Annotated in this window: 22 protein-coding genes, 1 pseudogene and 1 riboswitch; of the genes and pseudogenes, 19 read left to right on the forward strand and 4 right to left on the reverse strand. The window is 71.3% G+C overall.

The genetic code is table 11. The features are described from left to right. Positions 1 to 171 precede the first annotated feature (171 nt). From AB0I18_RS05540 to AB0I18_RS05565, 6 genes and pseudogenes are all read left to right on the forward strand, one after another. Entirely contained in the window at positions 172 to 1,317 is a 1,146-nt protein-coding gene (locus tag AB0I18_RS05540; protein WP_363104063.1) for an extracellular solute-binding protein, read from the forward strand. Then, positions 1,314 to 2,216, forward strand: a complete 903-nt coding sequence (locus AB0I18_RS05545; protein ID WP_363104064.1) for an ABC transporter permease subunit — start codon at positions 1,314 to 1,316, stop codon at positions 2,214 to 2,216. Before AB0I18_RS05540 ends, AB0I18_RS05545 begins: the two co-directional genes overlap by 4 nt. Further along, the gene (locus AB0I18_RS05550; RefSeq protein ID WP_363104143.1) at positions 2,213 to 3,082 is read left to right on the forward strand and encodes an ABC transporter permease subunit; all 870 of its coding nucleotides are present in this window, start codon (positions 2,213 to 2,215) and stop codon (positions 3,080 to 3,082) included. The genes AB0I18_RS05545 and AB0I18_RS05550 overlap by 4 nt, the downstream gene beginning before the upstream one ends. Positions 3,083 to 3,085: 3 nt before the next feature. Continuing rightward, positions 3,086 to 4,159 (forward strand): ABC transporter ATP-binding protein, encoded by a 1,074-nt coding sequence (locus AB0I18_RS05555; protein WP_363104065.1) that lies wholly within the window; start codon positions 3,086 to 3,088, stop codon positions 4,157 to 4,159. Continuing rightward, positions 4,156 to 4,836 (forward strand): annotated as a pseudogene (locus tag AB0I18_RS05560) (HAD family phosphatase); the annotation flags it as partial. The gene AB0I18_RS05555 and the pseudogene AB0I18_RS05560, both read left to right, overlap by 4 nt. 168 nt (positions 4,837 to 5,004) lie before the next feature. Beyond that, complete coding sequence (locus AB0I18_RS05565; protein ID WP_363104066.1) at positions 5,005 to 6,237, forward strand: MFS transporter; 1,233 nt, start codon at positions 5,005 to 5,007, stop codon at positions 6,235 to 6,237. Between the two features lie 10 nt (positions 6,238 to 6,247). Here the strand turns inward: AB0I18_RS05565 and AB0I18_RS05570 are convergent, their stop codons facing one another. Next, on the reverse strand, positions 6,248 to 6,877 hold the full coding sequence (locus AB0I18_RS05570) for a hypothetical protein (RefSeq protein WP_363104067.1): 630 nt from the start codon (positions 6,875 to 6,877) through the stop codon (positions 6,248 to 6,250). 307 nt (positions 6,878 to 7,184) lie between these two features. Between AB0I18_RS05570 and AB0I18_RS05575 the strand changes: the two genes are divergently transcribed. Further along, entirely contained in the window at positions 7,185 to 7,973 is a 789-nt protein-coding gene (locus AB0I18_RS05575; RefSeq protein ID WP_363104068.1) for a carbon-nitrogen hydrolase family protein, read from the forward strand. Positions 7,974 to 8,058: 85 nt separating this feature from the next. Beyond that, positions 8,059 to 9,768: an NAD(P)/FAD-dependent oxidoreductase gene (locus AB0I18_RS05580; RefSeq protein WP_363104069.1), complete on the forward strand. Its 1,710-nt coding sequence runs from the start codon at positions 8,059 to 8,061 to the stop codon at positions 9,766 to 9,768. A 58-nt stretch (positions 9,769 to 9,826) separates the two neighbouring features. Here AB0I18_RS05580 and AB0I18_RS05585 read toward each other — a convergent pair whose 3' ends face one another. Further along, positions 9,827 to 10,756: an LLM class F420-dependent oxidoreductase gene (locus tag AB0I18_RS05585; RefSeq protein ID WP_363104070.1), complete on the reverse strand. Its 930-nt coding sequence runs from the start codon at positions 10,754 to 10,756 to the stop codon at positions 9,827 to 9,829. A gap of 131 nt (positions 10,757 to 10,887) precedes the next feature. After that, on the reverse strand, positions 10,888 to 11,595 hold the full coding sequence (locus tag AB0I18_RS05590) for a DUF5995 family protein (RefSeq protein WP_363104071.1): 708 nt from the start codon (positions 11,593 to 11,595) through the stop codon (positions 10,888 to 10,890). Positions 11,596 to 11,770: 175 nt separating this feature from the next. Between AB0I18_RS05590 and AB0I18_RS05595 the strand changes: the two genes are divergently transcribed. Then, positions 11,771 to 12,898: a glycoside hydrolase family 6 protein gene (locus tag AB0I18_RS05595; protein ID WP_363104144.1), complete on the forward strand. Its 1,128-nt coding sequence runs from the start codon at positions 11,771 to 11,773 to the stop codon at positions 12,896 to 12,898. A gap of 46 nt (positions 12,899 to 12,944) precedes the next feature. On the opposite strand, the gene AB0I18_RS05600 is transcribed toward AB0I18_RS05595, so the two are convergent. After that, positions 12,945 to 14,156: an MFS transporter gene (locus AB0I18_RS05600; protein ID WP_363104072.1), complete on the reverse strand. Its 1,212-nt coding sequence runs from the start codon at positions 14,154 to 14,156 to the stop codon at positions 12,945 to 12,947. Positions 14,157 to 14,277: 121 nt separating this feature from the next. Between AB0I18_RS05600 and AB0I18_RS05605 the strand changes: the two genes are divergently transcribed. The 10 genes from AB0I18_RS05605 (at position 14,278) to AB0I18_RS05650 (ending at position 23,541) form a co-directional block, all read left to right on the forward strand. Continuing rightward, a complete protein-coding gene (locus AB0I18_RS05605) occupies positions 14,278 to 15,534 on the forward strand; it encodes an ROK family transcriptional regulator (RefSeq protein ID WP_363104073.1) in 1,257 nt (418 codons plus the stop codon). Between the two features lie 291 nt (positions 15,535 to 15,825). Beyond that, positions 15,826 to 15,956, forward strand: a riboswitch (FMN riboswitch). A gap of 152 nt (positions 15,957 to 16,108) precedes the next feature. Beyond that, the gene (locus tag AB0I18_RS05610; RefSeq protein WP_363104074.1) at positions 16,109 to 16,744 is read left to right on the forward strand and encodes a riboflavin synthase; all 636 of its coding nucleotides are present in this window, start codon (positions 16,109 to 16,111) and stop codon (positions 16,742 to 16,744) included. Further along, complete coding sequence (locus AB0I18_RS05615) at positions 16,741 to 17,391, forward strand: nicotinamide mononucleotide transporter family protein (RefSeq protein ID WP_363104075.1); 651 nt, start codon at positions 16,741 to 16,743, stop codon at positions 17,389 to 17,391. Before AB0I18_RS05610 ends, AB0I18_RS05615 begins: the two co-directional genes overlap by 4 nt. Then, on the forward strand, positions 17,388 to 18,686 hold the full coding sequence (locus tag AB0I18_RS05620) for a bifunctional 3,4-dihydroxy-2-butanone-4-phosphate synthase/GTP cyclohydrolase II (RefSeq protein ID WP_363104076.1): 1,299 nt from the start codon (positions 17,388 to 17,390) through the stop codon (positions 18,684 to 18,686). The genes AB0I18_RS05615 and AB0I18_RS05620 overlap by 4 nt, the downstream gene beginning before the upstream one ends. Before the next feature lie 22 nt (positions 18,687 to 18,708). Further along, entirely contained in the window at positions 18,709 to 19,215 is a 507-nt protein-coding gene (gene ribH, locus AB0I18_RS05625; RefSeq protein ID WP_363104077.1) for a 6,7-dimethyl-8-ribityllumazine synthase, read from the forward strand. A 13-nt stretch (positions 19,216 to 19,228) separates the two neighbouring features. Continuing rightward, complete coding sequence (locus AB0I18_RS05630; protein ID WP_026249121.1) at positions 19,229 to 19,501, forward strand: phosphoribosyl-ATP diphosphatase; 273 nt, start codon at positions 19,229 to 19,231, stop codon at positions 19,499 to 19,501. A 51-nt stretch (positions 19,502 to 19,552) separates the two neighbouring features. Further along, the gene (gene hisG, locus AB0I18_RS05635) at positions 19,553 to 20,410 is read left to right on the forward strand and encodes an ATP phosphoribosyltransferase (RefSeq protein WP_363104078.1); all 858 of its coding nucleotides are present in this window, start codon (positions 19,553 to 19,555) and stop codon (positions 20,408 to 20,410) included. A 13-nt stretch (positions 20,411 to 20,423) separates the two neighbouring features. Beyond that, positions 20,424 to 20,921, forward strand: coding sequence for a PH domain-containing protein (locus tag AB0I18_RS05640; RefSeq protein WP_363104079.1), 498 nt, complete (start codon positions 20,424 to 20,426; stop codon positions 20,919 to 20,921). A gap of 200 nt (positions 20,922 to 21,121) precedes the next feature. Next, on the forward strand, positions 21,122 to 22,456 hold the full coding sequence (locus AB0I18_RS05645) for a hemolysin family protein (protein WP_363104080.1): 1,335 nt from the start codon (positions 21,122 to 21,124) through the stop codon (positions 22,454 to 22,456). Next, positions 22,453 to 23,541 carry a hemolysin family protein gene (locus AB0I18_RS05650; RefSeq protein WP_363104081.1) on the forward strand — a complete coding sequence of 363 codons (1,089 nt, stop codon included), beginning with the start codon at positions 22,453 to 22,455 and terminating at the stop codon, positions 23,539 to 23,541. Before AB0I18_RS05645 ends, AB0I18_RS05650 begins: the two co-directional genes overlap by 4 nt. The last annotated feature ends 34 nt before the right edge of the window (positions 23,542 to 23,575 follow it).

The raw sequence follows: 23,575 nt of genomic DNA on the forward strand, positions 1-23,575 counted from the left end.
AGAACCAAGGGTCATGGTTTTTCCAGAGTTTACGAACAGGACATCAACGGCGGGCCTACTGAGGCCAACTTGTTCAGACAAGTTCCGCTGACAAGTTCTCAGTCCCGCGTGACCCCCGCCTCGCGTGACCGCTGCCTCGTGTGACCCCTGAGCGCATCCCTGGAGAAGACCGTGACCGTGTCCCTGTCGAGAACAGCCGTCTTCGTCGGCGCTGCCGCACTCGCTCTGAGTGCCTGCGGCGCGGCGCCCGACGACGCCTCCACCACCACCGACGGCAGGAGTGCCGCCACCGCGACCTCGGCCGAGGCCTTCGGCGGCATGGACGCGCTCGTGAAGGCGGCCAAGAAGGAGGGCACGCTGCAGGCGATCGCGCTGCCCCGCGACTGGGCCAACTACGGCGCGCTGATCGACGGATTCCAGAAGAAGTACGGCATCAAGATCGAGGTCGAGAACCCCGACGGCAGCAGCCAGGACGAGATCAACGCCGTCACCTCCCGCAAGGGCCAGGGCCGCGCCCCGGACGTGCTCGACCTGGGCAGTTCCTTCGCGCTGAGCGCCGCCCAGCAGGGACTCCTCGCGCCGTACAAGGTCGCGGGCTTCGCCGACATCCCCGAGGGTCAGAAGGACACGCAGGGCCGTTGGTACAACGACTACGGCGGCTACATCTCCATCGGCTGCGACGCCAAGCGCGTGAAGACCTGTCCGGCGACCTTCGCCGATCTGCTCAAGCCGCAGTACAAGGGCCAGGTCGCGCTGAACGGCAACCCCACCAAGTCCGGTTCGGCCTTCGGCGGCGTCTGGGCGGCCTCCCTCGCCAGTGGCGGCTCCTTCGACGACATCCAGCCCGGCCTGGACTTCTTCGCCAAGCTCAAGAAGAACGGCAACTACACGCCCGTCGAGTCGACCCCGGCCACGGTCGAGAAGGGCGAGACGCCGATCAGCATCGACTGGGACTACCTCAACGCCGGATACGCCGACGAGTTCAAGTCCAAGGGTCTGGACTGGAAGGTCGCGGTCCCGTCCGACGGCGAGTTCTCCCAGTACTACTCGCAGGCCGTCAACAAGGACGCCTCGCACCCGGCGGCCGCCCGCCTGTGGCAGGAGTACCTCTACAGCGCCGAGGGCCAGAACCTCTGGCTCAAGGGATACGCCCGCCCGGCCCTGATGCCCGCCATGGAGAAGGCCGGCACCCTCGACAAGGCGGCCGCGGCCAAGCTGCCCGAGGTCTCCGGTACTCCGGAGTTCCCGACCGAGGCCCAGCAGAGCAAGGCCAAGGAAGTACTCGGGCAGGGCTGGGGCAAGGCCGTCTCCGGATGACCGCGACCCTCACCCGAGTCGACGTGGCGCCGCCGGTCGCTTCCGTGAAGCGGCGGCGCCCCGCCCCCGGCTGGCTCGCCGTCGTCCCGCTGCTCGCCTTCGTGGCGCTCGCCTTCGGGATCCCCGCCCTCGCCATGCTGAACGGCGCCTTCACGGTCAAGGACCCGGCCGGCGGGGCGAGTTCGTACAGCACGGCCAACCTGGAGGCCTCGCTCAAGGGCGCGTACCTCACCGCCCTGCTCGGCAGCGTCAAGCTGTCCGCCGTCTCGGCGGTCCTGTCGGCCGTACTCGGCCTGCTGCTCGCCCAGGCCGTGGTGACGTCCCGCTTCGGCGCGCTGCGGGAGGCCGTGCTCACCGCGTCCGGCGTCCTCGCCAACTTCGGCGGCGTCCCGCTGGCCTTCGCCTTCGTCGCCACCCTCGGCAACTCGGGTGTCCTGACCCGGTACCTGGACCTCACCGACAAGGGCTGGGACCTCTACAGCTTCTGGGGACTGGTGATCGTCTACCTGTACTTCCTGATTCCGCTGATGGTCCTCACCATCACCCCCGCGCTCGACGGCCTGCGCGTCCAGTGGCGCGAGGCCGCGCGCAACAACGGGGCCACCGCCGTCCAGTACTGGCGGCACGTCGCCCTGCCCGTCCTCGCGCCCTCACTGCTCGGCGGGTTCGTGCTGCTCTTCGGCAGCGCCTTCGCCGCGTACGCCACCGCCGCGGCCATGGTGGGCAGTTCGGTCCCGCTGGTCACGCTGCAGATCGCCGACGCCATCTCCGGCAACGTCCTGGTCGGGCAGGAGAACGTGGCGCTCGCCCTCAGCCTCGACATGGTCCTCGTCGCGGGCCTGGTGATGGCCGTGTACCTGCCCCTGCAACGACGGAGCGCGCGATGGCTCGAAGCATGACCACCTCCGCGCCGAGCACGAACACATCGGCTCGGGGCCTCAGCAAGCCCGTACGCGTACGTCCCTGGCGCGGGGTCGTCCTCGTCGGCGCCGCGCTCTACTTCCTGGTGCCGCTGGCCGCGTCCGTGATCTTCACGGTCGACGTGCCGGGGGAGGGCGTCACCTTCGACGCGTACACCCGGATCTTCGGCACCGACGGCTTCGTCTCCAGTCTGCTGCTCTCGCTGGAACTGGCCGCCGCCACCATCGCGATCGTCCTGCTGCTGATGGTGCCCGCGATGGTCGCACTGCGGCTCGGCGCGCCGAAACTGCGGCCGGTCGTCGAGGTCGTCTGCTCACTGCCGCTCGTCGTGCCGCCGATCGCGTTCGTCGCCGGCATCGGCACGGTCCTGAAGTGGGGGCCCGAACACCTCTCGCGCACCCCGCTGTTCCAGACGTTCACGGCGATCCAGAACCCCGACTTCCCGTTCGTGCTCGTCCTCGCGTACGTCGTTATGGCGCTGCCGTTCGTGTACCGGGCGCTGGACGCCGGGCTGCGCGCGATGGACGTACGCACCCTCGTCGAGGCGGCCCGCAGCTGTGGCGCGGGCTGGCCGCAGGCGCTCGTACGGGCCGTGCTGCCGAACCTGCGCGGGGCGCTGCTCAACGCCTCCTTCCTCACGCTGGCCCTGGTGCTCGGTGAGTTCACCGTCGCCCAGCTGCTCGGCTTCCAGCCGTTCGCCGTGTGGATCGTCAACGTCAGCGGTTCGCAGGCCCAGTTGTCCGTCGCCGTGTCCGTGCTCAGCCTGCTCGTGACCTGGGCACTCCTCCTCGCGCTCGCCGGGTTCGGCGGCCGCTCCCGTACCGCTTCCGCCTCCCGGGGATGAACCATGACCGTCACCACGCTCGATAAAGCCGCCGCAACCACGGCCGCGACCGTCGAATTCCGCGGACTGCGCCGGGAGTTCGGGTCCACCGTCGCCCTCGACGGGCTCGACCTGACCGCACGTCCCGGCGAACTCCTCGCCCTGCTCGGCCCGTCCGGCTGCGGCAAGACCACCGCGCTGCGCATGCTCGCCGGGTTCGAACACCCCGACTCGGGCGAGGTGTTGGTCGACGGCGAGGACGTCACACGCGTCCCGGCCCACCGGCGAGACGCCGGGATGGTCTTCCAGTCGTACAGCCTCTTCCCGCACCTCAGCGCCCTCGACAACGTGGCCTTCGGGCTCCGGATGCGCAAGGTGCGTACGGCCGAACGGCGGTCGCGCGCGGCCGAGTTGCTCGAACTCGTCGGGCTCGGCGACAAGGGCGGCAGCTTCCCCCACCAGCTCTCCGGCGGCCAGCAGCAGCGCGTCGCGCTGGCCCGCGCGCTCGCTCTGCGGCCCCGCGTGCTGCTCCTCGACGAACCGCTGTCGGCGCTAGACGCCAAGGTGCGGCTCAATCTGCGCGAGGAGATCCGTCGGCTCCAGCAGGAACTCGGCATCACCACACTGTTCGTGACGCATGATCAGGAGGAAGCGCTGTCGATGGCCGACCGGGTCGCCGTGATGCGGGCCGGGCGGCTCGAACAGTGCGCGGCTCCGGCGGAGTTGTACGGGCGGCCCGCCACGGCCTTCGTCGCGGAGTTCGTCGGGACGATGAGCCGCATTCCGGGGCGGTCGGCCGACGGGACGGTCGAGGTGCTCGGTCAGCGGCTGCCGGTCGACGGCGAAGCGCCCGCCGCGGCGGAGGTGGACGTGCTCGTACGGCCCGAGGCGGTGCGGGTGCGCGCCGACGACGGGGGAGACGCCCGGGTCGTCGCCTCCGCCTTCCTCGGCGCGGCCACCCGCGTCACCGTCCGGCTCGCCGACGGGACCGAGGTGAAGGCCGACCTGCCGACCCACGAGGCCGCCGCGCTGGGCGCGGGCTCCGCCGTGACCGTCAGCCTGCCGGAGCGTCCCGTACTGGTCGCCGAACGCGTATGAGAGAGAGTCACGTGTCCCCCCACACCCCTGACCGGTACCAACAGCCGCTCCAGGCCGTCCTGTTCGACATGGACGGCACCCTCGTGGACACCGAGCGGCTGTGGTGGGAGGCGGTCGAGCAGGTGGCGGCGGGGCTCGGCCGTTCGCTCGCGGAGACCGACGAGGCGGATGTCCTCGGGCGGCCCGTCGAGCACACCGCGGAGGTGCTGAGCCGGGCCACCGGTGCCCCCTTCGCCGAGGTCGCCGCCGACCTGCACCGGGAGTTCACGGTCCGGGTGCGCTCGGGTGTCGTGGCCCGGCCCGGCGCGCTGCGACTGCTCGACGCGCTGGCGGCGGAGGGCGTACCCACCGCCCTGGTGACCGCGTCCCCGCGAGCCGTCGCGGACCACGTGGTCGAGGCCCTGGGTGCCGGCCGGTTCGCGGTCACCGTCACCGCCGACGACACCCCGCGCACCAAGCCCGACCCCGACCCGTACCTCGCCGCCTGCCGCGCCCTCGGCGTCGAACCCGCCTCCTGCGTCGCCGTCGAGGACACCCAGACCGGTGTCTCCTCCGCCGAGGCGGCGGGCTGCGCGGTCCTCGCGGTGCCGTCGCTGGCGCCGATCGCCGCCGCGCCGGGGCGCACGGTCCTTGAGAGCCTGGAGGACGTGACCCCGGCACGGCTGCGCGAGATGATCACGACCTTCTCGCTCACGGCTATTTCGCTGGGCCGGACAGCAGGTCCCGTCTAACATCGGTGCCATGACCTGGCGACATTGATCCACCAGCCGTGCCTCCCGAGGACCGCCTCGGATGCCGTACCTCCGGCGTCCGAACTGTCCCCGCGGTCCCTTCGGGAAGGCCTAATGAGTCTCTCACCTGCACGTGTGCCCAGCACCGGTCCTGGTACCGGCCCCGCCGTCCGGCGGCTGACGACCACGTTGTACGGCTACATGTTCCTGGACAACCTCGTCCTGCTCTACCCGGTGTACGCGCTGCTGTTCCACGACACCGGGCTCACCGTCTGGCAGATCTCCTCGCTGTTCGGCCTGTGGTCGCTGACCGGCGTTGTGCTGGAGATTCCGTCCGGCGCCTGGGCCGACGCCGTCTCGCGGCGCGTGCTGCTGTGGTTCGGGCCGCTGCTCACCGCCACCGGATTCACGCTGTGGGTGCTCGTCCCGTCGTACTGGGCGTTCGCCCTCGGCTTCGTGCTCTGGGGTGCCAAGGAAGCGCTCGGTTCCGGCGCGCTGGAGGCGCTGGTGTACGAGGAGCTCGACCGGCTCGGCGCGGCCGACCGGTACGGGCGCACCATGGGCCGGGCCCACGCGGCCGGCCTCGTGGGCGTGATGGCGGCGATGGGGCTGGCCGGCCCGGTGCTCGACTTCGGCGGCTACCCGGCCGTGGGTTTCGCCAGTGTGCTGGGCTGTCTGCTGGCGGCGGTCGCCGCGGCGCGGTTCCCGGAGCACCGGGACCCGGCCGCCGCCACGGCGGACGGACCGGGCGACGGATGGGCCCGGACCCTGCGGGCCGGACTCGCCGAGGCCCGCGACGACCGGTCCGTCCGTGGCGCCCTGCTGCTCGTGCCGGCCGTCACCGCGGTGTGGGGCGCGCTGGACGAGTACACCCCGCTGCTCGTGCGTGACACGGGCGTCGCGGAAAGCGCCGTCCCGTACTGGCTGTTGCTGATCTGGGCGGGGGCCACGGTCGGCGGCCTGCTGGCCGGGGCGGGACAGCGGCTGGGGAAGGGCGGGTTCGCGGGGCTGCTGGCGGGCTCCGCGCTGGCGCTGGCCGCGGGCGCGGCGGCGCGGACTCCGGCCGGCATCGGGCTGGTGGCCCTCGCCTTCTGCGGCTTCCAGCTGGCGAGCGTCCTGGCCGACGCCCGGCTCCAGGACCGCATCGGCGGAACCGGCCGGGCCACCCTGACCTCGGTCGCCGGGGTGGGCACCGACCTGACCACCATCGCCGTGTACGGCGCCTACGCGGTGGCCGGGACGGTGACCACACACGGCACCGCCTTCGCCCTGCTCGCGGTGCCCTACCTGGCGACCGCGCTGATCACGGCTGCCGGGAAGCGGGTATCTCGCCGGGCTGGAAGCTAGCAGCTGGGCCCTAGAAGTCCGGGTTCCAGGGCACGACCTTGAAGTCGCCCGTGCCCTTCTTCACCTTCTCGAAGGGCGCGGAGCCGACACACTTGGGCAGGTCCTTCGGGCCCATGTCCTCGGACGCGGCCCAGCTGTAGCCGAGCCGGTCGGTGCCGCCGGTGTCGTGCACGGTGATGCCCACCCGGTGGCCCTCGACTCCGTCGATGTCCGTGTCGGTGATGACCCCGGAGACGACGGCCACCTTGCCTCCGGTGACGAGGCAGTCGACCTTCGCCTTCGCCCAGCCGCCGCCCTCGCCGTTGGCGTCGTGGTGGCTCCAGCGGAACGTGCCGGTGGCCTTCAGCGGGTCGTCGGTGTTCCTGGCCGCCAGATGCGCGTCGAAGGAGAACATGATGTCGTCGCCCGCCGTCCTGTACAGCTTCGCGGTGCCGGTCAGCGCGGCGGCCTCGCGCCGGCGCTCCTCGGACGCGGTGGCAGAGGCGGAGGTGGCGGTGGCGGAGGCCGATTCGGAGGAGGCGGAGGAGGAGGCAGTGGTGACGGTGGTGGACGCGGTGGCGGATCCCGCGACAGATCCCGTGACTCCGGCGGTGACGAGCAGGGCCGTGCCCAGCACGGCGGTCTTCGTACGGCGGTTCATGGAGGTCCTTTCGACGGGTCGTTCGGACAGCTCTCACTGTCCCGGCGCCGGGGCCGCGGCACATCGCGCCGGAGGCTGCACCGAGCGTCCACCAGCGGGCTGACCAGCGCCTCCCCGATGCGCCCCTGGGATGACAGGCCGTCATACCCAGGGCGCGCAACGAATCGCCGCCGGAGCCGCGGTGGACGCAACGATTCGTTCACCGGTGCGCAACGGCTCCTCCTTGTCCGGCCGAGCCGGCCGCCCGTACCGTCTATCTGGCCTGCCTCTCTGGCCCCAAGACCCTTCCGTACGGTGAGGAACACGCATGCGCACCGCCCTGCTCCAGAGCTCCGGCCGCCCCGGCTCCGTCGTCGAGAACCTCAAGGTCCTCGACGAGGCCGCGGGCCGTGCCGCCGCCGCGGGCGCCGGGCTGCTGATCGCCCCCGAGATGTTCCTGACCGGCTACGCGATCGGCGCCGACGTGCACCGGCTCGCCGAGCCCGCCGACGGCGACTCCGCGGACGAGCTCGCCGAGATCGCCGCCCGGCACGGCGTGGCGGTCGTCTACGGCTACCCGGAGCGCGCCGGCGAGACCGTCTTCAACTCGGCCCAGTTGATCTCCTCGGACGGCACCCGTCTCGCCAACTACCGCAAAACCCACCTCTTCGGCCGCTTCGAGCAGGAGTGCTTCACCCCCGGTGACGAGCCGGTCGTCCAGGCCGAGCTGGACGGCCTCCGCGTCGGCCTCATGATCTGCTACGACGTGGAGTTCCCGGAGAACGTCCGCTCCCACGCCCTCGCCGGCACCGACCTGCTCGTGGTGCCCACGGCGCAGATGCACCCGTTCCAGTTCGTCGCCGAGTCCGTCGTCCCGGTGCGCGCCTTCGAGAACCAGATGTACGTCGCGTACGTCAACCGGGTCGGTACGGAAGGGGAGTTCGAGTTCGTCGGGCTCTCCACGCTGGCCGGCCCCGACGGCGGAGCCCGGGCCCGCGCCGGCCGCGGGGAGGAACTCGTCCTCGGTGACGTGGACCCCGCGTTCCTCGCCACCTCGCGCGAGGAGAACCCGTATCTGAAGGACCGCCGCCCCGGTCTCTACGGGTCCCTGATCTGACGATCGACACCCCCACCTCCCCACCTGACGCTCCATCAAATGGCGTCTCCCCCTCAAGAGCTTTCCCGCAAGGAGTCCGTACCCCATGACGTCCACGGTGCCCAACGCCGTCCAGCACGCCGACGCGCAGCAGCCGCCGATCACCATGTTCGGCCCGGACTTCCCGTACGCGTACGACGACTTCCTCGCGCATCCCGCGGGTCTCGGACGGATACCGGCGACCGGGTTCGGCACCGAGGTCGCGGTGATCGGCGGTGGTCTTTCCGGCATCGTGGCCGCGTACGAGCTGATGAAGATGGGCCTGAAGCCGGTCGTGTACGAGGCCGACCGGATCGGCGGGCGGCTCCGGACCGTCGGCTTCGACGGCTGCGATCCCTCCCTCACCGCCGAACTGGGCGCGATGCGCTTCCCGCCGTCCTCCACGGCGCTCCAGCACTACATCGACCTGGTGGGACTGCGCACCGAGCCGTTCCCCAACCCCCTCTCCGAGGCCACGCCCTCGACCGTCGTCGACCTCAAGGGCGAGTCGCACTACGCGGAGACCGTCGAGGATCTGCCCGAGGTCTACCGGCAGGTGGCGGCGGCCTGGAACGCCTGCCTGGAGGAGGGCGCCGACTTCTCCGACATGAACCGGGCCATGCGCGAGCGCGACGTTCCGCGTATCCGAGAGATCTGGGCCCGGCTCGTCGAGAAGCTCGACAACCAGACCTTCTACGGCTTCCTCTGCGACTCGGAGGCCTTCAGGTCCTTCCGGCACCGCGAGATCTTCGGCCAGGTCGGCTTCGGTACGGGCGGCTGGGACACGGACTTCCCGAACTCGATCCTCGAAATCCTGCGCGTGGTCTACTCCGAGGCCGACGACCACCACCGCGGCATCGTCGGCGGCTCCCAGCAGCTGCCGCTGCGCCTCTGGGAGCGCGCGCCGGAGAAGATCGTGCACTGGGCGTACGGGACGTCGCTGGCCACGCTGCACGACGGGGTGCCGAAGCCCGCCGTCACCCGTCTGCACCGCACGGCCGGCAACCGGATCACGGTCACGGACGCGTCCGGTGACATCCGTACGTACCAGGCGGCGATCTTCACCGCCCAGTCCTGGATGCTGCTGTCCAAGGTCGCCTGCGACGACGCGCTCTTCCCGATCGACCACTGGACGGCGATCGAGCGGACCCACTACATGGAGAGCTCCAAGCTCTTCGTACCCGTCGACCGGCCCTTCTGGCTGGACAAGGCCGTCGACGACAGGGGAAATCCGACCGGCCGGGACGTCATGTCGATGACGCTCACCGACCGGATGACGCGCGGCACCTACCTCCTCGACGACGGTCCGGACCGGCCCGCCGTCATCTGCCTCTCGTACACCTGGTGCGACGACAGCCTGAAATGGCTGCCGCTGTCCGCGAACGAGCGGATGGAGGTCATGCTGAAGTCGCTCGGCGAGATCTACCCGAAGGTCGACATCAGGAAGCACATCATCGGCAGCCCGGTGACCGTGTCCTGGGAGAACGAGCCCTACTTCATGGGTGCGTTCAAGGCGAACCTGCCCGGCCACTACCGCTACCAGCGGCGCCTGTTCACGCACTTCATTCAGGACCGGCTGCCCGAGGACAAGCGGGGCATCTTCCTCGCGGGCGACGACATCTCCTGGACGGCGGGCTGGGCCGAGGGCGCCGTCCAGACCGCGCTGAACGCCGTGTGGGGCGTCATGCACCACTTCGGCGGCGAGACCGACCCGGTCAACCCCGGGCCCGGCGACGTCTACGAGGAGATCGCGCCGGTGGAGCTGCCCGAGGACTGAGCCGGGCAGCTTCCCGTGGACCGAACCGGGCCGGTTCGTCCGGCGGACGGCGCGGGGATCAGATCCCGGCGGCCCGCGCCGCCGTGTACACCTCGGCGGCCAGGTCCTTGAGCTCCTGGGCATCCCGTGGGGCGTCCGCGAAGTCGAGGAAGAACTCCTCGACGCCGACCTCGGCATGGGCCGCGAGGTCCGCCACGATCTGCTCGACGCTGCCCTGGAACGGGGCGCGGTCGGCGCCGTCGTACGCCTTGGCCGTGTACTGGAGGTTCGCCCGCGCCACCGACTGGAGCGGCTCGGTGCGCCCCTGCCCGGCCCAGGCGTCCCGCACCTGCCGCGACTGCGCGGCGAGTTGCTCGACGCCCATGGCGACCGGCATCCAGCCGTCGGCCCGCTCGACGAGGCGGGTCAGTGCCTTCTTGCTGTTTGCGGGCAGCAGGATGGGGATCGGCCGGGCGGGCTTGGGAGCGACCACGGCCGACGCGATCTTGGTGAGGCGGCCCTCGTAGACCACCGGGTCCTGGCCCCACACCGCGCGGCACACGCCGATGACCTCGTCCAGGACCTGCCCGCGCTCCTCGAACGGCGCGACGCCGGCGGCCGCGTACTCGTCGAGCGACCAGCCCGTGCCGAAACCCGCCACGACCCGGCCGCCGCTCGCCGCGTCCAGCGTGCCGAGGGTCCTGGCCAACTGGAACGGGCCGTGCAGCGGGGCGACCAGCACACTCGTGCCCAGGCGCGCCCGCCGGGTGGCCGAGACGGCCAGCGTCAGCGTCACCAGCGGCTCGGCGAGACCGCGGTACGCCTCGGGCCAGGGGAGGCCCGGGACGCCGTACAGGCCCTGGGTCGCGGGCTCCGGGAACAGGGCGCGCTCAAGCACCCACAGGCTTTCGTAACCGATCTCCTCGGCGGCGCGCGCCACGTCCGGCACGTCCCGTCCGAGGTCGTACTGATGTGTCTGCGGAAGACTCAGTCCCAGTCGCGTGGTCATGGACACTCCTCATCGGTGTTCGATCCGTGTCTGTCCCCCTCGTCGTCCTACCACGCCGACCGGCCGAAGCGCCGCAGCGCGCGGCCGACGGCCGCAACTGGCGCTCGGGCACCACGAGTTCGAGCCACGGGTCAGCGGCACGCCAGTGGAGTGAGCAGGCAGCGGCCGACCAGGCCGAGGCCCGTGTCGAGGCGTTCGACGAACTCCTCCGCCAGGTCGGGGAGTTCGCGCAGCGCCCACACCGCGCGGGCGGCGGACCATGCCGCGTCCCGGGCCCGCTCCAGACTCCACGCGCCGAGCAGATGGGTCAGCGGGTCGGCGATCTGGAAGAGGTCGGGGCCGGGCATCAGATCTTCGCGGATGCGCTCCTCCAGCGTGCGGAGGACCTCGCCCACGCGCTCGAACTCGTCCTCCAGTTCGGCCGGTTCGCAGTCGAGCGTACGACAGGTGTCTACCACCGCGAGCGCCAGATCGTGCCCGATGTGCGCATTGATGCCCGCGAGCGCGAACTGCAACGGACGTACGCCGGGATGACGCCGGAACTGGAACAGCGGTCGCCAGCAGGCGGGCGGACGGCGCTCGTCCGCGACCGCCTCGACGGCCGCCAGATAGCGCTCCGCGAACCGTACGTCCAGCGTGCTCGCGGCATGCGTGTCGGCGAAGTGCCCCGCGTCCAGGCGCCGGTCGACCTCCTCCGTGACCGCGAGGTAGACGCGGTTGAAGACGGCGACGCCGTCCCGCTCCGGCCAGGCCGCGGCGAGCGTGCGTATCCGGCACAGCACCCCGTCGACGCCGTGCTCAGAAACCGCGATTTCCCCGAAGCGTTCGAACCGCACCATTGGGGCAGCGTCCCAGGCCTACGCTGTCCCGAGGGCCGCCGGGCCGAGCGCTTCCCCAGAACGGGGGAACAGGCCGGACTCGGGGGAGAGGGGGGAGCACCACGTGTCAGGCTTGCGCGCCCAGCGTCTGGCCGACCGCCGGGCCGAGCGCAGACGTGCCGCCCGGCGCGCCGCCATGGTCGCGATGGCCTCCGTCGTCGCCGTGGTCGGCACCGTGACGGGGATGGTGTCCGCGCTGGACGACGGACGCGGCAGCGACGAGGCGCGCCCCGACGTGTCCAGTTCACCGCTGCTGCAGCCGCTGCCCGCCGTGCCCACGCCGTCCCCCTCGAAGACGTCCGCCTCGCCGTCGCCTTCGCCGTCTCCCTCACCGTCCAAGGCCAAGCCGAGCCCGTCCCCCTCGAAGACCGAGACGACGAAGCCGAAGACCGAACCCGCGTCCGTACAGCTGTACCGCCACCCCGAGTCGCAGGTCCTCGACTGGGTCCGCACCAACCGGGACGACCCGCGCCGGGCGGTCATAGAGTCCCGGATAGCGGACCGCCCGGCGGCGGTGTGGTTCGCGGACTACACCCCGTCGAACATCACCTCCCGCGTCCGGGCGGTCACCTCGGCCGGCTCCGACAAGGGCAGGGTCCCGGTCGTCGTGCCGTACGCGATACCGGACCGCGACTGCGGCGGTGCCTCGCAGGGCGGCGCGCCCGACCTCGGCGCGTACGACGGGTGGATCGAGAAGTTCGCCGCGGGCCTCGGCTCCGGCGAGGTCATCGTGATCCTGGAGCCCGACGCGCTCGCCCAGTCCGACTGCCTCTCCGAGGGCCAGCGGACCGCCCGCTTCGCCTCGCTGGCCCGCGCGGGCCGCGTCCTCAAGGCGGCGAACCCGAAGGCCCGGGTCTACTACGACGCGGGCCACTCCGACTGGAACACGCCGGAGAAGCAGGCCGGGCTGCTGCGCCGGTCCGGTGCCGCGTCCGCCGCCGCCTCGGACGGCGTCTTCAGCAACGTCTCGAACTTCAACCGGACGGGCGACGAGATCGCGTACGTCCGCCGGACCCTCGACGCACTCGGCGGCGCCGCGGGCCTGGGCGCAGTGATCGACACCAGCCGCAACGGGAACGGCGCCCCGGCCGACGGCGAGTGGTGCGATCCGGCGGGCCGGAAACTGGGGCAGGCACCGACCCTGCGTACCGGCGAGGCCCGGATCGACGGCTACCTGTGGGTGAAGCTGCCGGGGGAGTCCGACGGCTGCAAGGGCGCACCCGGAACCTTCACGCCCGACTACGCCTACGACCTGGCGCGCTGACTCTTCGGTCGCGCCGGCTCTTCGGCCCTGTTCGGTTCTCTTCGGGTCAGGGGTGCAGGCCGGGAACCGGCGTGCTCGGCGGGGTGACCTTCGGACGGTCGCGGTCGGCCGTGCGCAGGACGCCCGCGAAGGCGACGAGTCCGCAGGCCAGGACCGTCACCAGACCGAACGACACCATCAGGCTCGTCGCCTGGGCCAGCCCGCCGATCGCACTGGGGGCGATCAGCCCCGAGGTGTACGTGATGGTGGCGACGCCCGCGATGGCCAGGCTCGGGTTGGAGCCGCTGCGCCCGGCCGCGGCGAAGCACAGCGGTACGACGACGGCGATGCCCAGGCCCAGCAGCGCGAAGCCGGCCATGGCCACCGCAGGATGGCCCGAGACGACGATGAGCAGCCCGCCGAGCACGGCCAGTACGCCGCCCACCCGTACGGTGCCCACCGAGCCGAAGCGGTTCACGACCGCGTCACCCACGAGCCGGGCCACCGCCATGGTCAGCATGAACCCGGTCGTCGACGCCGCCGCGAGACCGTCCGAGGTGCCCAGCTGGTCCCGCAGGTAGACCGCCGACCAGTCCAGGCTCGCGCCCTCCGCGAACACCGCGCAGAAGCCCACCGCGCCGATCAGCAGCGCCGACCTGGGCGGCAGCGCGAACCTCGGCGGCGGCTCCTCGTCCTCGGCGGGCACCAGGTCGAGCACCCAGCGACAGGCGGCCACGCCGAGGACCGTGAGGGCGGCCGCGGCCAGCGCGTGGTGCAGGCGCGCGTCCGAGCCCAGGTGCGCGGCGAGCGTGCCCGCCGCCGAGCCGATCAGGGCACCCACGCTCCACATGCCGTGCAGCCCGGACATGATCGACTTGCCGAGCCGGTGCTCCAGTTCGACGCCCAGCGCGTTCATGACGACATCGGCCATGCCCGCCGTGGCGCCGTACGTGAACATCGCCAGGCACAGGGTGAGCAGGTTCGGCGCGAGGGCCGGGAGGGTCAGCGAGAGCGTCCAGAGGGCGATCAGGCCGCGCAGGGCCGTACGACTGCCGAAGCGGTGGCTGATCCGGCCGGCGAGCGGCATCGCGACGGAGGCACCGAAGGCCGTGAACGCGAGCGCGAAACCGAGCTGGCCCGTGCTGACCGACGCGTGGTCCTGGATCCACGGGACGCGGGTCGCGAAGGACCCGGTGACGGCACCGTGCACGGCGAACACCACGGCCACGGCGTACCGGGCGCGCTTCGTCTCGCGCCGGTCGTAGACCACTTCACTCATGCTCCGGCCCCATCCGCTGTCTTCTTTCCGTCCCGCCGCCGTAAACTATCAGGGAGCCTGCCTGATAGATAGGCGTTATCGGGCCGCCGCCACGACGCCACCGATCTGGAAGGATCCCGGCATGCCGCCCGCATCTTCGAGCACCGCCCGGGCCATCAACGACCGGCTCGCCCTGCGGCTGCTGCAGCAGGAAGGCCCTTTGACGGCCGGGCAGTTGAAACAGCTCACCGGCCTGTCCCGGCCCTCCGTCGCCGACCTCGTGGAACGCCTCGCGGAGGCCGGGCTGATCGGCGTGGTGGGGGAGACGGGTGCCCAGCGACGCGGTCCGAACGCCCGCTTGTACGGGATCGTCGCCGACCGGGCCCACCTGGCGGCGCTCGACGTGCGCACCGAGGGCGTCGCCGTGGTCGTCGCCGACCTGCTGGGCTCCGTGCTGGCCGCGGCGTCGGTGCCGATCGGCGACGAGACGGACACCGGGCCCGCCGTCGAGCAGGCGGTCGCGCTGGTCGAACGTACGGCCAAGGAGGCGGGCGTCGAGCGACTGCACACGATCGGCATCGGAGCCCCCGGCCTCATCGACCCCACCACCGGCGAACTCCGCAACTCCTCAGGCCTGCCCGAATGGCACCGCCGCCTCACCACCGCCCTCCAGGAACGGCTCCCGGCCCGCGTCCTCGTCGAGAACGAGACGAACCTCGCGGCGCTGGCCGAGCAGCGGGACGGCTCCGCCCGTGACCGGGAGACCTTCGTCCTCCTCTGGCTCGGCCACGGCATCGGTGCCGCCGTCGTCCTCGACGGCGCCCTGCGCCGGGGCGCCTCCGGCGGCACGGGGGAGATCGGCTTCCTGCCGGTACCGGGCACCGGCGCCCTCCCGTCGGCGACGGGCTGCGAGGGCGGCTACCACTCCCTCGCGGGGGCCGCGGCGATCGCCCGGCTCGCCGCGGAGCACGGACTCGCGGCCCCGCCGGTGCCGCACGAGCCGCATGCGGCGGCCTTGGTGCGCGCTGCGGTGGCCCGGGTGGCGGAGGCCGCGCCTGGGGGTTCCGCCTCTGCCTCTGACTCCGGTTCCGGCTCTGCCTCCGACCCCGACTCCGGCCTCGCGTCCCGCTTCCTCGACGTGCTCGCCGATCGCGTGGCGCTGGGCGCCGCGTCCGTCATCGCCGTGCTCGACCCCGGGTGCGTGGTTCTCGCGGGCGAGGTCGGCCGGGCGGGCGGCGAGGTGCTCGCCGCCCGGGTCCAGGAGCGCCTCGCCCGGATGTCGCCGCTGCCCACCGAGGTGCGGGCCGGTGCGCTCGGCGGCGGCGCGGTCCTGCGCGGAGCGCTGCTCATGGCCCGGGACGGGGCTCAGGACGAGCTGTTCGGGCCTTCGGAGCGGTAGGCGGGCCGGAACGACGGGAAGGAACGACGGGAAAGGAGACCCGGCGGCGGGGCAAGGGCCTCCGTCACCGCCGCCGGGTCGCTCTTGGGGCGGGCCGGTGAACGCAGACCCTAAAGAGGACTAGACCACAGCGTCAATAGGTATGGACCATAGCGAAGACGCTGCACCCGCACGGAAGTTGGTCCGTCACGAGTGTCCCGTGAAGTCCATCACCACACCCTGTGAGCCACCCCACAGCATTCACCCGCATGGGCGTCGATCGGGCGTGGCACACTGAGTCTGTACCAGAAGCAGCGCACTCCGGGGTCGGTGAAAGTCCGAACCGGCGGTTACAGTCCGCGACCCGGTCGCTTCCAGCGGCCGGTTGATCAGGTGAAATTCCTGGACCGACGGTTAAAGTCCGGATGGGAGGCAGTGCGCGGCGGGCAGGCATTCGTGCGTGCCGCCGATTGTTTCGACGTGTCCCACGGGGCACGTCCCTTTCGGCGTCGCCCCCAGTGTCCTCGCCCGTTCATATCTGTCGTCATCGACAGGCCCCGGAGTCCGTGCCCGAAGAGGCAGGAGGACCCGGGAAGTGTTCACCGGAATCGTCGAAGAGCTGGGTGAAATCACCGCCGTCGAGAACCTCGACGACGCCTCACGTTTCCGGCTCCGTGGCCCCGTGGTCACCGAAGGCGCGCGCCACGGTGACTCCATCGCCGTCAACGGCGTCTGTCTGACGGTCGTCGACCACGAAGGCGACGAGTTCACCGCAGACGTGATGGCGGAGACCCTGAACCGCTCCAGCCTCGGCGCCCTCGCCGTCGGCTCCCGCGTCAACCTGGAACGCCCCATGGCCGTGGGCGACCGCCTCGGCGGCCACATCGTGCAGGGCCACGTGGACGGCACGGGCACGGTCATCGAACGCAAGCCGTCGGAGAACTGGGAGATCGTCAAGATCTCGCTCCCCGCGGACCTCACGCGCTACGTCGTGGAGAAGGGCTCCATCACGGTCGACGGCATCAGCCTGACCGTCGTCGACGCCGGCCCCGACTACTTCACCGTCAGCCTCATCCCGACGACCCTCGACCTGACCACGCTCGGCCTCAAGCAGCCCGGCGATCCGGTCAACCTGGAGGTCGACGTGATCGCCAAGTACGTCGAGCGGCTGCTCGGCGCGCGGGCAGAGCAGCCGGTCACGTTGCCCGGCATCCAGGGGGCGGCCCAGTGAACTGGCTCAACTCCGAGGCGTTCGTCCTCTTCGACCAGCACATCCTGTGGTCGGACATGGTCGGCAACATCCTCGGCCTGGTCGGCCTCGCCCTTGGCTGGCGTCGGAACATCTGGAGCTGGCCCGTCCAGTTCCTGTCCGGCCTCATCCTCTTCGGGGCGTTCTTCGGCCACCTGACGGGCAGCGCGGGCAAGCAGGCCGTCGTCATGGTCGTCGCCGGGTACGGCTGGTGGCAGTGGAACCGCCACCGGGGCCGGGCCGGAGACGGCGGCGACGGCCACATCACCCCGCGCTTCGCCAGCTGGCGCGAGCGCGCGGCGATGGTCGGCGCCGCAGCCGTCGGCACGGTCGCGGTGGCCCTGCTCTTCAAGGCGTACCCGACCCTGTCGTGGGACCCCTGGCCGGACGCCTACATCTTCGTCGGCACCGTCGTCGCCATGTACGCCCAGGCGCGCGGCATGGTCGAGTTCTGGTTCGCCTGGCTGCTCGTCGACCTGGTCGGCGTCCCGCTGAACTTCGCCAACGGCTACGCCTTCTCCGGCTTCGTCTACGTCATCTACGGCGCACTCGTCCTGTGGGGCATGCGCGACTGGTGGCTGCGCTCGCGCAAGAGCTCGCAGCCCGTCCTGGAAGGAGCTCCGGCATGACTGTGGCGCCGGTTTGGTACAGCACAGGTCACGACGAGGACGCCTCGGACTTCGCGCTCGACCCCGTCGAGAAGGCGATCGCGGACATCGCCGCGGGCCGCCCCGTCGTGGTCGTCGACGACGAGGACCGCGAGAACGAGGGCGACCTCGTCATCGCCGCCGAGAAGGCGACGCCCGAGATCATCGCCTTCATGATGAGCGAGTGCCGCGGGCTGATCTGCGCACCCATGGAGGGCGACGAGCTCGACCGCCTCCAGCTCCCGCAGATGGTCGAGAACAACACCGAGTCGATGCGGACGGCCTTCACCGTCTCCGTCGACGCGGGCCCCGCCTATGGCGTGACCACCGGCATCTCCGCCGCCGACCGCGCCACCACGCTCCGGCTGCTGGCCGGCGGGGAAGCCGAGGCCACCGACCTCGTGCGCCCCGGCCACATCTTCCCGCTGCGCGCCAAGCCCGGCGGCGTCCTGGTCCGCAACGGCCACACCGAGGCCGCCGTCGACCTGGCCCGGCTCGCGGGACTGCGCCCGGCCGGCGCCATCGTCGAGATCGCGGGCGAGGACGGCCGCATGCTCCGGCTGCCCGAGCTGATCCCGTTCGCCCGCAAGCACGGCCTGACGATCATCTCCATCGAGGACCTGATCACCTACCGCCGAACCGCAGAGCCCACGGTCCGCCGCGAGGCCAAGACCGAACTGCCCACCGTCTTCGGCGAGTTCACCGCCTACGGCTACCGCTCCACCGTCGACGGCGTCGAGCACGTGGCCCTGCTGCACGGCGAGATCGGCGACGGCGAGGACGTCCTGGTCCGCGTCCACTCGGAATGCCTGACGGGCGACGTCTTCCACTCCCTGCGCTGCGACTGCGGCCCCCAGCTCGAAGCCGCCCTGCGGCGCATCCAGGCCGAGGGCCGCGGCATCGTGGTCTACCTGCGCGGCCACGAGGGACGCGGCATCGGGCTGCTGTCCAAGCTGCGCGCGTACGAACTCCAGGAGCGCGGCCGCGACACCCTCGACGCCAACCTGGAGCTCGGCCTGCCCGCCGACGCCCGGGACTACGGCGCCGGAGCGCAGATCCTGGAGGACCTCGGCGTCCGCAGCCTGCGCCTGATGACCAACAACCCCGACAAGACCGACGCGCTCGTCCGCCACGGCCTCAAGGTCACCGACCGCGAGCCGATGCCCGTACAGGCGGGCGAGCACAACCTCCGGTACCTGCGCACCAAGCGGGACCGGATGGGGCACGACCTGCCCTGGCTGGACACGACCACCGTGTCCGCCTGCGGCAACCAGTAAACGAAAAAGCACGAGGAGACACGTGAGCGGCAAGGGTGCACCAGAACTGTCCGTACGCAACTGCGGGGACCTCAGGGTCGCCGTCATCGCGGCGCAGTGGCACGAAAAGGTGATGGACGGTCTGGTGGACGGCGCCCTGCGCGCCCTGCACGACCTGGGGATCGACGAGCCGACCCTGCTGAGGGTCCCGGGCAGCTTCGAGCTCCCGGTCGTCGCGAAGGTCCTCGCGGGCCGCGGCTACGACGCGATCGTCGCGCTCGGCGTCGTCATCCGCGGCGGCACTCCCCATTTCGAGTACGTGTGTCAGGGCGTCACCCAGGGCCTCACCCAGGTCTCCATCGACACCGGCGTCCCCATCGGCTTCGGCGTGCTGACCTGCGACACCGAGGAGCAGGCCCTCGACCGCGCGGGCATCGAGGGCTCCCACGAGGACAAGGGCCACGAGGCGGTGACCGCCGCCGTGGCGACCGCGGCCACCCTGCGCTCAGTATCCGAACCGTGGCGTCAGGCCTCCCGGCACAACGCGTAAAGTGGGCGCCACCATGTCCAAGAAGACTTTCGAGGAGCTCTTCACCGAGCTCCAGCACAAGGCCGCCACCGGCGACCCCGCCACCTCCCGCACCGCAGAGCTGGTCGGCAAGGGGGTCCATGCCATCGGCAAGAAGGTCGTCGAAGAGGCCGCCGAGGTCTGGATGGCCGCCGAGTACGAGGGCAAGGAAGCCGCCGCCGAGGAGATCTCGCAGCTGCTCTACCACGTCCAGGTGATGATGGTCGCCCGCGGCATCTCCCTCGACGACGTGTACGCCCACCTCTGAGCCGTCGCCCCAACTCCCGCACCGTACGAACGAACGAAGGAAGCCGACCTCATGCTGCGCATCGCCGTCCCCAACAAGGGTTCCCTGTCAGGCCCCGCGGGGGAGATGCTGCATGAGGCCGGCTACCAGCAGCGCCGGGAGTCCAAGGAACTGCGGATCGTCGACCCGGAGAACGAGGTCGAGTTCTTCTACCTCCGCCCGCGCGACATCGCGATCTACGTCTCCTCCGGCAAGCTCGACATCGGCATCACCGGACGCGACCTCCTGATCGACTCCGGAGCCAACGCGGAGACGATCCTCCCGCTCGGCTTCGCCCGCTCCACCTTCCGCTTCGCCACCAAGCCCGGCACGGCGGCCCGCGTCAAGGACCTGGCCGGCATGACCGTCGCCACCTCGTACGAGGGCATCGTCGCCAAGTACCTCGCCGACAAGGGCGTCGACGCCTCGGTCGTCCACCTCGACGGCGCGGTCGAGACCGCCATCGAGCTGGGCGTCGCCGAGGTCATCGCGGACGTCGTCGAGACCGGCACCTCGCTGCGCAACGCGGGCCTTGAGGTCTTCGGCGACCCGATCATGAAGTCCGAGGCCGTCGTCATCCGCCGCACCGGCGCGGACGTCGACGAGGACGCCGAGGCCAAGGTCCAGCAGTTCCTGCGCCGCCTCCAGGGCGTCCTGGTCGCACGGACGTACGTGATGATGGACTACGACTGCCGCGTCGAGCAGTTGGAGAAGGCCGTCGCGCTCACGCCCGGCCTGGAGTCGCCGACCGTCTCACCGCTGCACAACGAGGGCTGGGTCGCCGTGCGCGCCATGGTCCCGTCCAAGGAGGCGCAGCGGATCATGGACGACCTGTACGACATCGGCGCGCGGGCCATCCTGACCACGGCCATCCACGCCTGCCGTCTCTGAGGAACCGCCCGTCATGTCCGATTCACCCCAGCTTCCCGTCCTGCCCGCCCTGCCGGTCACGTTCCGGCCGGGCCGCACCCGGGCCGTCCTGCTGACCGCCGGCGCCGCGATCTTCGTGGTCATCACCACGGTCGCCGTGCTCCTCGAAAAGCTCAGCCCGGGGGAGCGCCTCAGCTTCGTCTTCACCGCGGCGCTGCTGCTCGGGGTGCTCGTACTGCTCGCGCGGCCGAAAGTAGTCGCTGACGAGTCAGGGGTCACCGTCGTCAACATCGCCAGCCGGCGCCGGCTGGCCTGGGCGGAGATTCTGCAGGTCAACCTGCGTCCGGGCGACCCGTGGGTGTTCCTCGACCTCAGCGACGGCACCAGCCTGGCCGCCCTCGGCATCCAGCCGGGCATCGCCAAGCAGCATGCGATCAACGACGCCCGTACGCTGCGCGCACTCGCCGAGACCCGCTCGACCGGCGGCTCCGACAGCCGCGACGGCGAGCAGCACGACGAACATCACGGCTGACTCTCAGCCTTCTCCCCTGCCGCACGGGCCCATGTCTTGATTAATCTGTTGGCGGAGGCGTTTTCGTTGCGCCTCCGTCTCTGATGTTCCACTTGGTGTTCAGAGGCCCCCTGCTATTTCGAGGAGTGACTCCCTCCAGCGATGGACGGATCGTCCTGTAGTACCTGCGCCGCCCCCTCCCGGCATATCGAGGCGGCGGCATGACCATCCCCTTGCTGCTCCTCGGGGCGGCGTTCCTTCTGATCCTCGCCAACGGCTTCTTCGTGGCGGCCGAGTTCGGCCTGGTCACGGTGGAGCGCCCCGACGCCGAGAAGGCCGCCGCCGAGGGCGACCGACGGGCCCGTACGGTCGTCAACTCGCTCAAGGAGCTGTCCTTCCAGCTCTCCGGCACCCAGCTCGGCATCACCATCACCTCACTCGTCGTCGGCATGCTCGCCGAGCCCGCGCTCGCCGAGCTGCTGCACGGCCCCTTCACCTCCGTCGGCATCCCCGAAGGCGCCGTGTCCGGTGTCTCCGTGGTCGTCGGCATGCTGCTGGCCTCGGCCGTGCAGATGGTGATCGGCGAACTCGTGCCCAAGAACTGGGCGGTGTCCAAACCGCTCCAGGTCGCCCGCTTCGTCGCGGGCCCGCAGCACATGTTCTCGACCCTGTTCCGGCCGGTGATCGCCGCGCTCAACGCGGTGGCCAACCGGCTCGTCCGGGCCCTGGGCGTCGAGCCCACCGCGGAGCTGGCCTCGGCCCGCACCCCCGGCGAGCTCGTCTCCCTGGCCCGGCACTCGGCCCAGGCCGGCGCTCTGGAACAGGACACCGCCGACCTCTTCGTCCGCACCCTCTCGCTGGCCGACCTCACCGCGCAGCACGTCATGACCCCGCGCGTGAAGGTCAGCGCCCTCCAGTCCTCCGCGACCGCCGAGGACGTCGTCAACCTCACCCGCGCCACCGGCCTCTCCCGCTTCCCCGTCTACCGGGAGCGGATCGACGAGATCGTCGGCATGGCGCACCTCAAGGACGCCCTCGCGGTGCCCCAGCGGGACCGGCTGCGCACGCCCGTGGGCCGGATCGCCCAGGCTCCGCTGCTCGTCCCGGAGACGCTGCCCGTGCAGCCCCTCCTGGAGCGGCTGCGCAACGAGCAGCCCATCGCCGTCGTCGTCGACGAGTACGGCGGCACGGCGGGCGTCGTCACCCTGGAGGACATCGTCGAGGAACTCGTCGGCGAGGTCCGCGACGAGCACGACGGACACGACGTGCCCGAGATCGCCGTCGCGCCGTCCGAGGACGGCCGGCCCGCCTGGGACGCCGACGGCAGCTGCCGTGTCGACATCCTCCTGCGGATAGGCCTGGACGTCCCCGAGGGCCCGTACGAGACGGTCGCGGGGCTCGTCGCCGATCTGCTCGGCCGTATCCCCGCGCCCGGCGACAAGGCCGAGCTGCCCGGCTGGCGACTCTCGGTGCGCCAGGTCGGGCACTACCGGGCCGAACGGGTCCGGCTGGTCAGGACCGCCGACGCCGCTTCCGTGGCGGGGGCCGTCCGATGAGCGTCCTCCAACTCCTGTTCGCCGCCCTGCTAGTGCTCGCCAACGGGTTCTTCGTCGGCGCCGAGTTCGCCCTGGTCTCGGTACGCCGCAGCCAGATCGAGCCGCTCGGCACGGCGCGGGCCCGGCAGGTGATGTACGGCCTGGAGAACCTGCCGCAGATGATGGCCGCCGCGCAGTTCGGCATCACCGTCTGCTCGCTGACGCTCGGCGCGGTCGCCGAGCCCACCGTGGCGCACCTTCTGGAGCCGGTCTTCCACGCCGTGCACCTGCCCGAGGGCATGATCCACCCGCTCGGGTACGTCATCGCCCTCGCCATGGTGGTCTTCCTGCACCTCGTCGTCGGCGAGATGCTGCCGAAGAACCTGGCGATGGCCGCGCCCGAGAAGACCGCGCTGTGGCTCAGCCCGGGCCTGGTCGCCTTCGCCCGGCTGTGCAAGCCGGTCACCATCGGCCTCGGCGCCTGCGCCCGGGTCATCCTGCGGCTCTTCCACGTCGAACCGAGGGACGAGGTCGAGGCGGTCTTCACCAGCGAGCAGCTCAACCGGCTCGTCGAGGACGCCGGGCAGGCGGGCCTCCTCGACCCGGAGGAGCAGGAGCGCCTGGAGGACGCCCTGGAGCTGGGCTCCCGCCCGGTCACGGACGTGCTCCTGGACCGGGAGTCCCTGGTGACCGTCGGTCCCTCGGTCACCCCGGGCCAGGTCGTCGCGCTCACCGCCCGCACCGGGTACTCCCGGTTCCCGGTCCGCGCGGAGACCGGCGCCTTCATGGGCTACCTCCACGTGAAGGACGTACTCGACGTGGAGGACTCCGAGCGGGCCGTGCCGCAGCAGGTGTGGCGCCCCATGACGACCCTCAGGGCCGAGCTGCCGCTGGACGACGCCCTGACCGTGATGCGCCGCGCCGCGACGCACCTCGCGCAGGTCGCCGACGCCTCGGGCCGGGTGCTCGGTCTGGTCGCGCTGGAGGACGTACTGGAGCTGCTGGTCGGCGAGGTACGGGACCCGGCGCACCGGGAGGCCCCGGCTCCGGCGGTACGGGTCACCGAGCCGCGTTCGGAGTCCCCGGAGCAGGCACTGGCGAGCTGAGAGCGTGAAACGGGTCCCGGGAACCATGCGGTTC

The sequence above is a fragment of the Streptomyces sp. NPDC050704 genome (assembly GCF_040654355.1).
In the GTDB taxonomy this organism is placed as follows: Bacteria; Actinomycetota; Actinomycetes; order Streptomycetales; family Streptomycetaceae; genus Streptomyces.